General features: G+C 69.0%; 14 protein-coding genes and 1 tRNA gene. 12 read left to right on the forward strand and 3 right to left on the reverse strand.

Annotated features, from left to right (window positions below; translation table 11 throughout):
• Nucleotides 1–145: 145 nt before the first annotated feature.
• Together truA and AC3ANK_RS06320 are read left to right on the forward strand one after the other, a co-directional pair.
• The gene (truA, locus tag AC3ANK_RS06315) at nt 146–982 is read left to right on the forward strand and encodes a tRNA pseudouridine(38-40) synthase TruA (protein ID WP_484172434.1); all 837 of its coding nucleotides are present in this window, start codon (nt 146–148) and stop codon (nt 980–982) included.
• 35 nt (nt 983–1017) lie between these two features.
• A complete protein-coding gene (locus AC3ANK_RS06320) occupies nt 1018–1617 on the forward strand; it encodes a phosphoribosylanthranilate isomerase (RefSeq protein WP_484172850.1) in 600 nt (199 codons plus the stop codon).
• A 43-nt stretch (nt 1618–1660) separates the two neighbouring features.
• On the opposite strand, the gene AC3ANK_RS06325 is transcribed toward AC3ANK_RS06320, so the two are convergent.
• Nucleotides 1661–2548: a LysR family transcriptional regulator gene (locus tag AC3ANK_RS06325; protein ID WP_484172435.1), complete on the reverse strand. Its 888-nt coding sequence runs from the start codon at nt 2546–2548 to the stop codon at nt 1661–1663.
• 79 nt (nt 2549–2627) lie between these two features.
• Here AC3ANK_RS06325 and trpB point away from each other — a divergent pair, with 79 nt between their 5' ends.
• From trpB to glmM, 4 genes are all read left to right on the forward strand, one after another.
• Nucleotides 2628–3836, forward strand: a complete 1209-nt coding sequence (gene trpB, locus AC3ANK_RS06330; protein WP_484172436.1) for a tryptophan synthase subunit beta — start codon at nt 2628–2630, stop codon at nt 3834–3836.
• A gap of 161 nt (nt 3837–3997) precedes the next feature.
• The gene (gene trpA, locus AC3ANK_RS06335; RefSeq protein WP_484172437.1) at nt 3998–4813 is read left to right on the forward strand and encodes a tryptophan synthase subunit alpha; all 816 of its coding nucleotides are present in this window, start codon (nt 3998–4000) and stop codon (nt 4811–4813) included.
• 99 nt (nt 4814–4912) lie between these two features.
• Nucleotides 4913–5800, forward strand: a complete 888-nt coding sequence (gene accD, locus AC3ANK_RS06340; protein ID WP_206859275.1) for an acetyl-CoA carboxylase, carboxyltransferase subunit beta — start codon at nt 4913–4915, stop codon at nt 5798–5800.
• Nucleotides 5797–7137, forward strand: a complete 1341-nt coding sequence (gene glmM / locus AC3ANK_RS06345) for a phosphoglucosamine mutase (protein WP_484172438.1) — start codon at nt 5797–5799, stop codon at nt 7135–7137. The genes accD and glmM overlap by 4 nt, the downstream gene beginning before the upstream one ends.
• 188 nt (nt 7138–7325) lie before the next feature.
• Here glmM and AC3ANK_RS06350 read toward each other — a convergent pair whose 3' ends face one another.
• Nucleotides 7326–9176 carry a sulfatase-like hydrolase/transferase gene (locus AC3ANK_RS06350; RefSeq protein ID WP_484172439.1) on the reverse strand — a complete coding sequence of 617 codons (1851 nt, stop codon included), beginning with the start codon at nt 9174–9176 and terminating at the stop codon, nt 7326–7328.
• Nucleotides 9177–9354: 178 nt separating this feature from the next.
• Here AC3ANK_RS06350 and AC3ANK_RS06355 point away from each other — a divergent pair, with 178 nt between their 5' ends.
• Complete coding sequence (locus AC3ANK_RS06355) at nt 9355–10305, forward strand: isopenicillin N synthase family dioxygenase (protein WP_320415128.1); 951 nt, start codon at nt 9355–9357, stop codon at nt 10303–10305.
• Here the strand turns inward: AC3ANK_RS06355 and AC3ANK_RS06360 are convergent, their stop codons facing one another.
• Nucleotides 10306–10857: a DNA-deoxyinosine glycosylase gene (locus AC3ANK_RS06360; RefSeq protein ID WP_206859268.1), complete on the reverse strand. Its 552-nt coding sequence runs from the start codon at nt 10855–10857 to the stop codon at nt 10306–10308.
• A 91-nt stretch (nt 10858–10948) separates the two neighbouring features.
• On the opposite strand from AC3ANK_RS06360, the gene tpiA reads away from it, so the two are divergent.
• From tpiA to AC3ANK_RS06385, 5 genes are all read left to right on the forward strand, one after another.
• On the forward strand, nt 10949–11701 hold the full coding sequence (tpiA, locus tag AC3ANK_RS06365; protein WP_484172440.1) for a triose-phosphate isomerase: 753 nt from the start codon (nt 10949–10951) through the stop codon (nt 11699–11701).
• A gap of 50 nt (nt 11702–11751) precedes the next feature.
• Nucleotides 11752–12231: a preprotein translocase subunit SecG gene (secG, locus tag AC3ANK_RS06370; protein ID WP_484172441.1), complete on the forward strand. Its 480-nt coding sequence runs from the start codon at nt 11752–11754 to the stop codon at nt 12229–12231.
• Between the two features lie 138 nt (nt 12232–12369).
• A tRNA-Leu gene (locus AC3ANK_RS06375) sits at nt 12370–12454 on the forward strand.
• 159 nt (nt 12455–12613) lie between these two features.
• A complete protein-coding gene (locus AC3ANK_RS06380; RefSeq protein WP_206859265.1) occupies nt 12614–12970 on the forward strand; it encodes an NADH-quinone oxidoreductase subunit A in 357 nt (118 codons plus the stop codon).
• A complete protein-coding gene (locus AC3ANK_RS06385) occupies nt 12961–13533 on the forward strand; it encodes a NuoB/complex I 20 kDa subunit family protein (protein ID WP_206859264.1) in 573 nt (190 codons plus the stop codon). The genes AC3ANK_RS06380 and AC3ANK_RS06385 overlap by 10 nt, the downstream gene beginning before the upstream one ends.
• Nucleotides 13534–13548 lie beyond the last annotated feature (15 nt).

Raw genomic sequence — 13548 nt, forward strand, 5'->3', positions numbered from 1 at the left:
GCAACGAGGCGATCGCGCCCCCCATCGCCGCCACCGCACAGCGCCACCATTCCTGGCGGCGCGATTTGCTTCGCCCACCGTCGCGAAGCACGATGCCACATCGATAATCCGGTTCCGGATCGCTCCGGAACGCATGCCGCTTCCCGTGAACAGCCCAGACGAATCCACGCTCCCCGAGACCGCCCCGACGCAACGCTTCGCCCTCGGCATCGAATACGACGGCAGCGGCTTCTGCGGCTGGCAACGGCTGAGCAAGCACGGCGAACCCGAGCGCGAAGGCGAGGAAACCCTGCAGGCCGCGCTGGAATTCGCGATCTCCTTCGTCGCCGGCCATCCGGTGGAGACGATCTGCGCCGGCCGCACCGACGCCGGCGTGCACGCCGAGTGCCAGGTCGTGCATTTCGACAGCCACGCCGCGCGCGATCCACGCAGCTGGATGCTCGGCGTCACCAGTCGCCTCCCGCCGCAGATCGCGGTGCGCTGGTGCCGGCCGGTGGCGCACGACTTCCATGCGCGTTTTTCCGCGCGTGCGCGGCGCTATCGCTACCGCATCCTCAACCGCCCGGTGCGCGCCGCACTCGGCCGGCAATACCTCAGCTGGGAGCGCCGCCCGCTCGACGCCGACGCCATGCACCGCGCCGCGCAGGCGCTGCTTGGCGAGAACGACTTCTCCTCCTTCCGCACCGTGCACTGCCAGTCGCCGCACGCGTGGCGCGAGCTGCAGGAGATCCGCGTGACGCGCACGGGCGACGTCGTCGAGGTGGAAGTGCAGGCGAACGCCTTCCTGCACCACATGGTGCGCAACATCGTCGGCAGCCTGCTGATGGTGGGCAGCGGCGAGAAACCCGAGCGCTGGATCGCCGAGCTGCTGGAAACGCGCGACCGGACCGTCGCCGGACCGACCGCGCCGCCGACCGGGCTGGTGTTCCTGGGGCCGCGCTATCCGGCGCAGTGGAACCTGCCGGCGGAGATCACGTTGTGAGCGCCGCGGCGCACACGCGCATCAAGTTCTGCGGCATGACGCGCCCGGAGGACGTCGCCATCGCGAGCGGCCTCGGCGTGGATGCGATCGGCTTGGTGTTCGCGCAGCGCAGCTCGCGGCGCTTGGACATCGCGCGTGCGGCGGCATTGCGCGCCGATGTTCCGGCCTCGCTCGACGTGGTCGCGTTGTTCATGGACAACACGGCCGAAGAAGTGGCGCGCGTGATCGAAGCGGTCGGCCCGACGCTGCTGCAGTTCCACGGGCGCGAGGATGAAGCGTTCTGCGACGCGTTCGGCCTGCCGTACTGGAAGGCGGTCGCGATGGGTGGCGAAGGCGAGGCGGATGCGCTGTCGCGCCATCCCGCCGCGCGCGCGCTGCTGCTCGACAGCCACGCTCCCGGCGCCCCGGGCGGCACCGGCGAGCGCTTCGACTGGTCGCGGATTCCGCACGGTTCCGGGCGCGCGTTCCTTCTGGCCGGCGGATTGCATCCGGACAACGTCTTCGACGCCGTGCGTACCGTGCGGCCGTGGGGCGTGGATGTTTCCAGCGGCATCGAATCGGCGCCGGGCGAGAAGGACACCGCGAAGATGCGGCGCTTCGTCGAGGAAGTGCGTCGGGCGGATGCGGCGCTTTAGAACGCGCGCGTCGTAGATCGAACGTCATTCTTGCGAACGCAGCTCACCCTTCGAGCTCCCCACCCAGCCATTCCACCAGCGCCGCCACACGCGGGTCGCTCGCGCGCCTGCGCGTCACCAGCACCCAACGCGCATCGGTTTCGACGAACCCCCACGGTGCGACGAGCCTTCCTGCGGCGAGATCCTCCGCGACCAGGGGTTCCGGCGCGATCGCCACGCCGAGCCCCGCGTTCGCCGCTTCCAGCAGGTAATACAGATGCGGAAAGCCGGTGCCCATGCGCAATGCGCCTGCGTCGAGCCCGTTGCGGACCGCCCAGTCGGACCACGCCTGCGGACGCGACTGCGTGTGCAGCAGCGCTTCCCGCGCGAGCGCGTGCGGTGCTGCATCGCGCAGGTGTGCGAACCCCGCGAAACGCGGGCTCACCACCGGCCCGATGCGCTCCGGCGCCAACTCGTGCACCTGCCAGTCGGTGGGCCACGGGGGCGGGGCGATGAGCAGCGCGGCGTCGAGCCCGGTCAGTTGCGCGTCGGGCGGGTTGTCGCTGGCGGCAAGGTGGAGCGTGAGGTCGGGGCGCTCGCGGGCGAGACGATCGAGTCGCGGAATCATCCACCGCGCCAGCACGCTGCCCGGACAGCCGAGCACCAGCGGCGCCACTAGCGGGCGCCGCCGCAGATCGCTCCAGCTTTGGCGCAGCAGGGCGAACGCCCCGTCCGCGGCCTCGTGCAGCCGCCGGCCGGCCGGCGTGAGCGCCAGCCCCCGGCCTTCGCGGATGAACAGCGCGGCGCCCAGCGCTTCCTCCAGCGATTTCAGGTGCCGGCTCACGGCGCCGTGGGTGACGTGCAGCTCGTCCGCGGCGCGGCTCACGCTTTCCAGCCGAGCCACGGCCTCGAAGGCACGCAGGGCGTTGAGCGGGGGTAGGTCTCGGCTCATGCGGACATGTGAGGTTTTCTGACAGAACGATCCGATTTTATGCATGTTCCGGACGCGTGTCGTTCGCTAAAGTCACGCCATGTCCCGCTCCGACTTCCACGCCTTCCCCGATGCCGCCGGCCACTTCGGCCGCTTCGGCGGACGTTTCGTCGCCGAGACCCTGATCGGTCCACTGGAGGAGCTGGCCGCCGCCTACGACGCCGCGCGTGTCGATCCGTCGTTCAATGCGGCCTTCGACGCGGACCTGGCGCACTATGTCGGGCGCCCGAGTCCGATCTACTTCGCAGAGCGGCTCAGCCGCGAGGTCGGCGGCGCACGCATCCTGCTCAAGCGCGAGGACCTGAACCACACCGGCGCGCACAAGATCAACAACACCATCGGCCAGGCGCTGCTCGCCAGCCGCATGGGCAAGACCCGGATCATCGCCGAGACCGGCGCCGGCCAGCACGGCGTCGCCAGCGCGACGGTCGCCGCGCGCCTCGGACTGGAATGCGTCGTCTACATGGGCGCGACCGACATCGAGCGCCAGAAGATCAACGTTTACCGGATGAAGCTGCTCGGCGCGACGGTCGTGCCGGTGACCAGCGGTTCGGCGACGCTGAAGGACGCGCTCAACGAAGCGATGCGCGACTGGGTCACCCACGTGCGCGACACGTTCTACATCATCGGCACGGTGGCGGGGCCCGATCCCTATCCGCGCATGGTGCGCGACTTCAACGCCGTCGTCGGCCGAGAGGCGCGCGCGCAGATGCTCGCCGAATACGGTCGCCTTCCGGATGCGGTGACCGCCTGCGTCGGCGGCGGCAGCAACGCCATCGGCATCTTCCACGCCTTCCTCAACGATGCCGACGTACGGCTCGTCGGCGCCGAAGCGGCGGGCGAGGGCATCGCCACCGGGCATCACGCCGCGTCGCTCGCTGCGGGGCGTCCTGGCGTGCTGCACGGCAACCGCACCTACGTGTTGTGCGACGACGACGGGCAGATCATCGAGACGCATTCGGTATCGGCCGGCCTGGACTATCCCGGAGTCGGGCCGGAGCACGCGTTCCTCAAGGACGCCGGCCGTGCCGATTACGTCGGCGTGACCGATGCCGAGGCGCTGTCGGCCTTCCACCAGTTGTCGCGCACGGAAGGCATCCTGCCGGCGCTGGAGTCGAGCCACGCGATCGCGCAGGCGATCAAGCTCGCCCGCGAGCTGCCGCCGGATGCGATGGTGCTGTGCAACCTCTCCGGGCGCGGCGACAAGGATGTCCACACCATCGCCGCGCGCGAGGGGATTTCGTTGTAGCGCTGTCGCCGCGAGCCTGCGCGGACTCGCGGCAACGGCATCCACGCACTTCATGCGACCTCTCAAGGGGAAGGTCAGGAACGCGGCGGGACTCCCTCCCTCCCATCCCACGCTTTCCGGGCCTTCCCCTTGAGAGGCCGCGCACCGACCCCGGCATCGCCATGAATCGAATCGACCGACGCTTCACACAGCTGCGCTCCGATCGCCGCAAGGCGCTGATCCCGTTCGTCACCGCGGGCGATCCCTCGCTGGAGGCGACGGTGCCGGTGATGCACGCGCTGGTCGCAGCAGGCGCGGACGTGATCGAACTGGGCGTGCCGTTCTCCGACCCGATGGCCGACGGCCCCACGATCCAGCGCAGCTCCGAACGCGCGCTGTCGCGCGGGGCGGGGCTGTCGTTCGTATTCGACAGCGTGCGGCGTTTCCGTGAGCGCGATGCCGACACGCCGGTGGTGTTGATGGGCTATCTCAACCCGGTCGAGATCCGCGGAGCGGAGGCGTTCGCCCGCGAGGCGACGGACGCCGGCGTCGACGGCGTGCTGCTGGTCGATCTGCCGCCCGAGGAATCCGACGAGTTCCGCCGCGCGTTCGCCAGGCACGATCTCGCATTGATCCTGCTTGCATCGCCTACCACCACCGACGAACGCCTGCAGCGCCTGTGCGACGACGCGCAGGGCTATCTCTACTACGTGAGCTTCGCCGGCGTGACGGGTGCGGACCGCCTGGATACCGGCGCGGCCGGCGAACGGCTGCATGCCATCCGGCAGCGAAGCCGCGTGCCCGTGGTGGCCGGGTTCGGCATCAAGGACGCGGCCAGTGCAGCCGCGATGGCTCGCGAGGCCGAAGGCGTCGTCGTCGGCAGCGCACTGGTCGCCGCATTGGCCGACGCGAGCGACCCGGCCATACAGGCCCGCACGTTCCTGGCCCCCTTGCGTGCGGCGCTCGACGGGCTTCCGGCCCCCGCCGATCCGGCCTGAGGGACGCGCGGGCGCCGCCGTCCGCTGCGCTACACTGCCCCGCTTCCGCCGGGGCCCGCTCCGGCATTCTTCACGCCTGAACGGGAATACTCTCAACGCATGTCCTGGCTCAAGAAACTCATGCCCTCGGGCATCCGCACCGAAACCGGCGCCGCCAAGCGTCGCAGCGTGCCCGAAGGCCTGTGGGAAAAGTGCGACCGCTGCGGCGCGGTGCTGTACCGCCCCGAGCTCGAGGAAAACCTCGAGGTCTGCCCGAAGTGCAGCTTCCACATGCCCATCCGCGCCCGCGTCCGCCTGGCCGCGCTGCTGGATGAGGGCAGCACGCGCGAGATCGCCGGCGAGCTCGGCCCGACCGACGTGCTCAAGTTCAAGGACCAGAAGCGCTACGCCGACCGCATCAAAGCCGCGCAGAAGTCCACCGGCGAGCGCGACGCGCTGGTCGCGATGGAAGGCACGCTCAAGCAGCGCCCGCTGGTGGCCGCCGCGTTCGATTTCGCCTTCATGGGCGGTTCGATGGGTTCGGTCGTCGGCGAGCGCTTCACCCGCGCCGCCGAACGCGCGGTGGAGCTGGGCTGCCCGATGGTCTGCTTCACCGCCACCGGCGGCGCGCGCATGCAGGAAAGCCTGTTCTCGCTGATGCAGATGGCCAAGACCTCCGCCGCGCTCGGTCGCATGCGCGCCCGCGGCCTCCCGTTCATTTCGGTCATGACGCATCCGACCACCGGCGGCGTGTCGGCGTCGTTCGCGATGCTGGGCGATCTCAACCTCGCCGAGCCCGAAGCGCTGATCGGCTTCGCCGGCCCGCGCGTGATCGAGCAGACCGTGCGCGAGACGCTGCCGGAAGGCTTCCAGCGTTCGGAATTCCTGCTCGAACACGGCGCGCTCGACCAGATCTGCGATCGCCGCGAACTGCGCGACCGCCTGGCGACGCTGTTCGCGCTGATGATGAACCAGCCGCAGCCGCCGGCCGACGAGGTGGCTGCGTGAGCCGCCGGTATTTCGGCACCGACGGCATTCGAGGACGCGTGGGCGAAGGGCCGATCTCGGCCGACTTCGTGTTGCGCCTGGGCAACGCCTACGGCCACGCGCTGGCGCGCCGCGAGTGGCGCAACCCGGTGGTGATCATCGGCAAGGACACGCGCATCTCGAACTACATGTTCGAGGCCGCGCTGGAAGCCGGCCTGGTCGCCGCGGGCGTCGACGTGCAGCTGATGGGTCCGATGCCGACGCCCGCCGTCGCGCACCTGACGCATTCGATGCGCGCCGACGGCGGCATCGTGATTTCCGCCTCGCACAACCCGCATCACGACAACGGCATCAAGTTCTTCTCCGCCGAAGGCGAGAAGCTCGACGACGCGACCGAACTGGCCATCGAAGCGGCGCTGGACCATCCCTTCCGCACCGTGCCGTCCGAGCAGCTCGGCAAGGCCGTGCGCACGCGCGATGCGCTGGGCCGCTACATCGAACACTGCAAGGCCTCGGTGCCGGCCGGCTTCGACCTGGGCGGCCTGCGCATCGCGATGGATTGCGCCAACGGCGCGACCTACCAGCTCGGCCCGCTGGTGCTGCGCGAACTCGGTGCGCGCGTGGACGCCATCGGCATCGATCCCAACGGCATCAACATCAACGACGGCGTGGGCTCGACCCATCCCGACACGCTGGTCCAGCACGTGCGCGCCTCCGGTGCCGACCTCGGCATCGCCTTCGACGGCGACGGCGATCGCGTGCTGTTCGTCGACGGCAACGGCGCGGTCTGCGACGGCGACGACCTGCTGTACGTGATGGCCACCGACTGGCAGCAGTCCGGTCGTCTGCGCGGGCCGGTCGTCGGCACGCTGATGACCAACTACGCGCTGGAGCGCGCCTTCGCCGAACGCGGCATCGGCTTCATTCGCGCGAAGGTCGGCGATCGCTACGTGCACCAGCAACTGGTCGCCAATGGCGGCGTGCTGGGCGGCGAGGCCTCCGGCCACATCCTGTGCCTGGATCGCGCCAACACCGGCGACGGCATCGTGAGCGCGTTGCAGGTGCTGGAAGTGCTCAAGCGCCGCGGCATCTCGCTGCGCGAGGCGCTCGACGGCTTCCGCAAGGTGCCGCAGAAGACGGTGAACGTGCGTTTCGCGGCGGGCTCCAGGCCGACCGAGGCCGAAGCCGTGAAGGCCGCGCTGCGCGAGGCCGAGCAGGCCGTAGCCGGTCGCGGCCGGGCGTTCCTGCGCCCGTCGGGCACCGAGCCGGTCGTGCGCGTCACCGTGGAAGCGGACGACGCGACGCTGATGCAGGACACGCTCGACAAGCTGGCGGCGGCGGTTACTGCTGCGGCTTGAGTCGCATGAGCCCCTCTCCCGGAAGGAGAGGGGTTGGGTCGAGGGGCGGCGTGTGCGATGTGACGATGCGGCCGGTGCTCGCCTTTGCGTCGGGACCCCATAGCTGCTTCGTTGGCGGCGCGGCGCTGTGCACTTCTCCCTCCCCAACCCTCGCAGGGAAGGGAGCTGAAGTTACGCCGAAAGCCCCATCACCGCTTCTGGAACCGCGTCAACATCTCCCAGGATTCACGCACGGCATCGGCCGAGACCTCCGCGTCCTCCACCGGCCTGTAGTTGCGATCCACCACCGTCGCCGAACCGAAGTTGTCGAACAGGTAGATCAGCGCGCCGTCGCGGATGCCGCGCTGCGACCAGCTTTCCACCAGCAGCGGCCGTTTGCGCGGAAGCTCGCCGAACAGGTCGAGGCCGGTCGAGTAATCCGCGCTGTCGCCAGTGCAACCCAGTGCATGGCGCATCACGGTCGGCACGAAGTCCTCGTGCGACGTCGCCGCGTCCACGCGCCGCGCGGTACGACCGGGCCAGTGCAGCACGAACGGCGTGCGTAACTGGTAATCCGAGAAGTTGCCGTTGTGGCCCCAGTAGTTCCGGCGCAGGTCGTTGAATTCCTCGCCATGGTCGCCGGTGATGAGCACGACGGTGTTCGACGCCAGCGGGCTTTCCCCGAGCGTGCGCAGCAGTTCGCCGATGAGCGCGTCGCTGCTGTGCACGGCCGCGCGATAGCGGTTGAATTCGGGCGTGGGATCGTGGTCCGGGCCGAGCTTGAGGAAGTTCACGTCCTTCGCCATCGGCTGGAACGGCGACACGTAGCCGGGCGGCAGGTGGTAGGGGGCATGCGGCGAATCCAGGAACACGAAGCCGAAGAACGGCTGGTTCGCCGGATGGTTGCGGATGTCGGCCTGCATGCGCGACACCACGTAGCGGTCGCGTTGCGCGCTCTTCATCTTCGACGGCCCGTTGACGATGCGCTCGCGCACCTTCGCGAACACGGTGCGATCGAACTCCGGGCTGTACAGCGGCGCGCTGCCGTAGATGTGCATCGCGTAACGATCGGCGAGCATGCGGTCGATCATCACCGGTCCGCGCTGTTGCGCCAGCATCGCCTGCCAGTAGCCGCCGGGCAGTCCGTACATCAGGCCGAACAGGCCGAAGCGCGTGGCGTTGCCGCTGCTGTAATGGTTCTGGAACCACTGCGCATCCTGCGCGTAACGCCAGGTGTTCGGCATCACGGCGGGATCGAGCATGTCGTGGCGCAGCGATTCGACCAGGATCACCAACACGTTCAGCGACGGCGATGCCGCGCATTGCGGCGCGCGTCGCGGATAGCCCAGCCGATCGCCCGCGTCCGGCAGTGCGGTGGCCTGCGCCGTCTGCACGCCGAAGCGGTGCAGCGCGTTCTTCAGCGTGATCGGCTGCGCCCACGGGATGTAGGTCAGCTGCGACATCACCGCGCGATCGCCGCGTGCGTCCGAGTACGCGACCATGCCCTGGCTGACCAGGAACAGGCCGATGGCGACCCACCAGGTCGCGCGGATGCGCAGCAGCCCGGGACGACGCCGCAGCGCCTGCCACCACAGCCGTGCCGCCGCGATCTGCAGCGCGAACAGCACGCCGGCGCCAAGCGCGATCAGCGCCCACATCTTCGCCGAGAAGGTGACCTGATCCTGCAGCGCCCCGCCGAAGATCATGTTCACCACCATCGCGTTGAGGTGGAAACGGTAGAGCGCGAATACCTTCGCGTCGGCGAGCAGCAGGCACAGCCATAGCGTCTGCATCAGCACGGCGAGCGCGATCATCCAGCGCGGATCGCGGACGATACGACCGAGCAGGTACGCCGGCAGCGCGACGATGGCGCCGAAGAAGATGAAATGGCCGGGCAGGGCGAGCAGCAGGAACAGCGCCGAATGCCAGCGGCTTCCGGCTTCGGTGAGCGGAATGTTGCTGAGCGTGATCAGGCACGCGAGCAGGGCGTTGCCGAGGACCAGGCCGGTCAGCCAGGCGAGCGCGCGCTGGCGCAGGGGTGGAGCGGTGACGGCTTCCATTCGTCGAGCGGGGCGTTAGAAAAAGGCGCGCCATTATCCGGGAATGCCCGTGCGTCGGCCCCTGCGGAAAGCCATCCAGGCTGAACGGCCGCGAAGCCCGCGCGGCGCCAGCCGGCGCCGCGCCAGCGAGCGCTATCATGTGCGGCCCTCAACCGACCCGCCGCACAGGACCCCCGACGTGAACCGCATCCCGACCCTCGACATCCGCCGCTTCAGCGAACCCGCCAGCCCGGGCGATCGCGAGGCCTTCGTGGCCGAACTCGGCGCGGCGTACCGTGAGTGGGGCTTCTGCGGCATCCGCGGCCACGGCATTTCCGACGCGCAGATCGACACCGCCTACGACGTGTTCAAGCGCTTCTTCGCGCTGCCGGACGAGGTCAAGCGCAAGTACAACGTGCCCGGCAGCGGCGGCGCGCGCGGCTACACGCCGTTCGGCGTGGAAACCGCGAAGGACTCCAAGCATTTCGACCTGAAGGAGTTCTGGCACATCGGCCGCGAGATCCCGCGCGATTCGAAGTACGCGGACGTGATGCCGCCGAACCTGTGGCCGGAGGAAATCCCGGAGTTCCGCGAGGTGGGCTACGGCCTGTACGAGTCGCTGGACCGGCTCGGTTCGCGCGTGCTGAGCGCGCTGGCGCTGCACATCGGCCTGCCGGAGACGTATTTCGCCGACAAGACCAACTCGGGCAACTCGATCCTGCGCCCGATCCACTATCCGCCGATCACCACCGACGACATCCCCAACGTGCGCGCCGGCGCGCACGAGGACATCAACCTGATCACGCTGCTGGTCGGCGCCAGCGCCGAGGGCCTGGAAGTGCTGTCGCGCAAGGGCGAGTGGGTGCCGTTCACCGCCGACGCCGACACCATCGTGGTCAATATCGGCGACATGCTGCAGCGCCTGACCAACCACGTATATCCGTCCACGACGCACCGCGTGGTGAACCCGAAGGGCGAGAAGGCGCGCCAGCCGCGCTACTCCACGCCGTTCTTCCTGCATCCGAACCCGGATTTCCTGATCGACGTGCTGCCTTCGTGCGTGAGCGCGGAGAACCCGAGCCGCTATCCGGAAGCGATCACCGCGCACGGTTACCTCGAAGAACGGCTGCGCGAGATCAAGCTGAAGTAATCAGCGCTGCGGTTCCGATACCGCAATACCGGCCGCCTGCAGCGCTTCGCGCCAGGCGGCCATTTTTTTCGCGAACGCGACCGCCGCGTTCGCCGGACTGGTCGATGGCAACCGCACGCCGCGCAGTCCGAACGCCTCCAGCGGCGGCGCGGAACGCCGGTATGCGGCTTCCGCCTTCGCGCCATTGAACAGCACCGTCGACAGATCCGGGTGCCGCCCGAAGAACGTGGCGAAATCGTTGGCCTGCGCGGTCGCGTCGACGATCGCCGAGTCCAGGCTGCCCTCGCGTTCGCAACGGTCGAACACGTCCCACAGCGCGATGCGGGCGGCCTTCAGCTGCGCGACGCGGCGCGCGTAGGGCAGGGCGGGATGGGCGCCGACCAGCGCGCCCATGATCGGCCAGAACGCATTGCGCGGATGCGCGTAGTAGCGCCCCGCCTGCAGCGAAGCGACGCCCGGCATGCTGCCCAGCACCAGCACGCGCGCCTGGCGCGTGGCGATCGCCGGAAAACCTTGCAGCAATGGCGCATCCGCGCGCGGTCGCGTGTCCATGGGATCGATTCTCGCCCACGTGGAGTAAACTTGCCGCCGCTCGCGGCCGGCCCTCGCCGTCGCGATCCCGAAGGACGCAGAAGGAGTGGCCATGCGCCGCAGAATCGTTGCCGGAAACTGGAAGCTGCACGGCGATCGCCAGTTCGCCCTAGAGCTGCTCGACGCGATCGTCGCGAAAGCCGCGCCGCAGGGCGTGGAGCGCCTGATCCTGCCGCCGCTGCCGTACCTGGCCGGGCTGGTCGTGCGCTACGGCGAGAAGGGTCTCACCTTCGGTGCCCAGGACGTCAGCGCGAACCAGAAGGGCGCGTTCACCGGCGAGGTCTCCGCGACGATGCTCCGGGACGTCGGCGCGGGCTACGGCCTGGTCGGTCATTCCGAGCGTCGCCAGTACCACGGCGAGACCAGCGAGCTGGTCGCGCGCAAGTTCCTCGCCTGCAAGGCCGCCGGCCTGACTCCGATCCTGTGCGTGGGCGAGAGCCTGTCCGAGCGCGAGGACGACCAGACGCAGTGGCGCATCGAGAAGCAGCTGGCCCCGCTGTTCGAGCTGGGCGGCAAGGACGTGTTCGATGGCGCGATCGTCGCCTACGAGCCCGTCTGGGCCATCGGCACCGGCCGCACCGCGACGCCGGAGCAGGCCCAGGAGGTCCATGCATTCATCCGTAGCGAAATCGCCGCGCGCGATGCTAGAATCGCTGGCTCGCTACCGATCCTGTACGGCGGAAGCGTGAAGGCCGACAATGCCGCCGCGCTGTTCGCGCAGCCGGACGTCGATGGCGGCCTGGTCGGAGGCGCCTCGCTGGTGGCCGAAGACTTCCACGCCATCGCGGTCGCGGCGGCACCCTGACGCTCCATCCGGCGCGTCGAACCATTCGAACCCATTCGTAGAACCCCACGATGCTGTTGCTGCTCAACGTCATCTATGTGCTGATCGCGATCGCGATGGTTGCGCTGATCCTGATGCAGCGCGGCGCGGGCGCCCAGGCCGGTTCCGGTTTCGGCGGCGGCGCCTCCGCCACCGTGTTCGGCGCGCGCGGTTCGGCGAATTTCCTGTCGAAGGCGACGAAGTGGCTCGCCATCGCGTTCTTCGCGATCAGCCTCTTCATGGCCTGGAACGCCACCCGCAAGGCCACCGGCGACACCGGCGCCGCCCCCAGCGGCGTGATGGCCGACGTTCCGGTGGTGCCGAGCGCACCGGCGCCAGCGACCGGCAACGCCGCGGTCCCGGCCGCGCCGACCACGGCGCCCGCTCCGGCGACGACGGTGCCGCAGGCGCCCGCGCAGGAAGCGGTCCCGGCTGCTCCGGCGCCCGTGCAGCAGGCGCCGGCCCAGCAGTCGCCGGAACCGGCAAAGCCGCAACCCCCTGCGGGCGGCTGACTTAACGCGGTAAACTTGCATTTCATCGGCCCGGCACGGATTGCCGGGTACGGTCCGCGATGACCGGAGCGATCAACGCCCACACGGCACCGATCGCGTCAGGAAGACAAACATGCCAGCGATGGCGTGGGTTTGATTGCCCAGGTGGCGGAATTGGTAGACGCACTACCTTGAGGTGGTAGCGACGCAAGTCGTGGGGGTTCGAGTCCCCCCTTGGGCACCACACCGAACGACACTGCTGCAAGCGATTGCAGCGTTAGCACCACCGACGCAGGTGCGGCACGCACGGCGGGCCGAGTCTCGCGCGGGGATCACCCAGGCGGCTGCCGCCGAGCCAGGTCGCGGCAACGCGATCGAGCTAAACGAAGCGAGAGAACAACGAGTGCTGGCCGAATACCTGCCGACCCTGCTGTTCCTGATCGTCGCCGGAGGTATCGGCGTCGCCCTGCTGGTGGTGGGCAAGGTGCTCGGCCCCCAGCGTCCGTCCATCGAGAAGCTCTCGCCCTACGAGTGCGGCTTCGAGGCGTTCGAGGACGCGCGCATGCAGTTCGATGTGCGCTACTACCTCATCGCGATCCAGTTCATCATCTTCGATCTGGAAATCATCTTCATCGTGCCCTGGGCCACCGTGTTCCGCGAACTCGGTGTGGTCGGCCTGATCGAAATGGGCATCTTCGCCGGCATGCTGCTGCTCGGCTTCGTCTACGTCTGGAAGAAGGGAGCACTCGAATGGGAGTGATCCAGAGCGTCTCTGACCTCATGCACAACCCGCTGCCCGAAGGGCAGCTGGACGACATCCTGCGCCCCGAGGGCGACAACCCGCTGCTGCAGAACGGCTTCGTCACCACGAGCATGGACGCGCTGTGGAACTGGGCGCGCACCGGCTCGATGTGGCCGATGACGTTCGGCCTGGCCTGCTGCGCGGTCGAGATGATGCACGCCGGCGCCGCGCGCCTGGACCTGGACCGCTACGGCGTGGTGTTCCGCCCGTCGCCGCGCCAGTCCGACGTGATGATCGTGGCCGGCACGCTGGTCAACAAGATGGCCCCGGCGCTGCGCAAGGTCTACGACCAGATGCCGGATCCCAAGTGGGTCATTTCGATGGGCAGCTGCGCCAACGGCGGCGGCTACTACCACTACTCGTATTCGGTGGTGCGCGGCTGCGACCGCATCGTGCCGGTGGACGTCTACGTCCCGGGCTGCCCGCCGACGGCCGAAGCGCTGGTGTACGGCATCCTGCAGTTGCAGAAGAAGATCCGCCGCGGCACGAACTTCGGCGAAAACATCCAGGGCGTGCGCTGACATGGCCGCCCCCTA

The sequence above is a fragment of the Lysobacter sp. SCRH-1R genome, assembly GCF_057747855.1.

Excerpts from the sequence above, each read along its gene's own strand:
- tpiA (WP_484172440.1), top strand. The coding sequence starts at position 10,949 with ATGCGCCGCAGAATCGTTGCCGGAAACTGGAAGCTGCACGGCGATCGC.
- AC3ANK_RS06385 (WP_206859264.1), top strand. The coding sequence starts at position 12,961 with ATGGGAGTGATCCAGAGCGTCTCTGACCTCATGCACAACCCGCTGCCC.
- AC3ANK_RS06350 (WP_484172439.1), bottom strand. The coding sequence starts at position 9,176 with ATGGAAGCCGTCACCGCTCCACCCCTGCGCCAGCGCGCGCTCGCCTGG.
- trpB (WP_484172436.1), top strand. The coding sequence starts at position 2,628 with ATGTCCCGCTCCGACTTCCACGCCTTCCCCGATGCCGCCGGCCACTTC.
- accD (WP_206859275.1), top strand. The coding sequence starts at position 4,913 with ATGTCCTGGCTCAAGAAACTCATGCCCTCGGGCATCCGCACCGAAACC.
- AC3ANK_RS06325 (WP_484172435.1), bottom strand. The coding sequence starts at position 2,548 with ATGAGCCGAGACCTACCCCCGCTCAACGCCCTGCGTGCCTTCGAGGCC.
- AC3ANK_RS06320 (WP_484172850.1), top strand. The coding sequence starts at position 1,018 with ATGACGCGCCCGGAGGACGTCGCCATCGCGAGCGGCCTCGGCGTGGAT.
- secG (WP_484172441.1), top strand. The coding sequence starts at position 11,752 with ATGCTGTTGCTGCTCAACGTCATCTATGTGCTGATCGCGATCGCGATG.
- trpA (WP_484172437.1), top strand. The coding sequence starts at position 3,998 with ATGAATCGAATCGACCGACGCTTCACACAGCTGCGCTCCGATCGCCGC.
- AC3ANK_RS06360 (WP_206859268.1), bottom strand. The coding sequence starts at position 10,857 with ATGGACACGCGACCGCGCGCGGATGCGCCATTGCTGCAAGGTTTTCCG.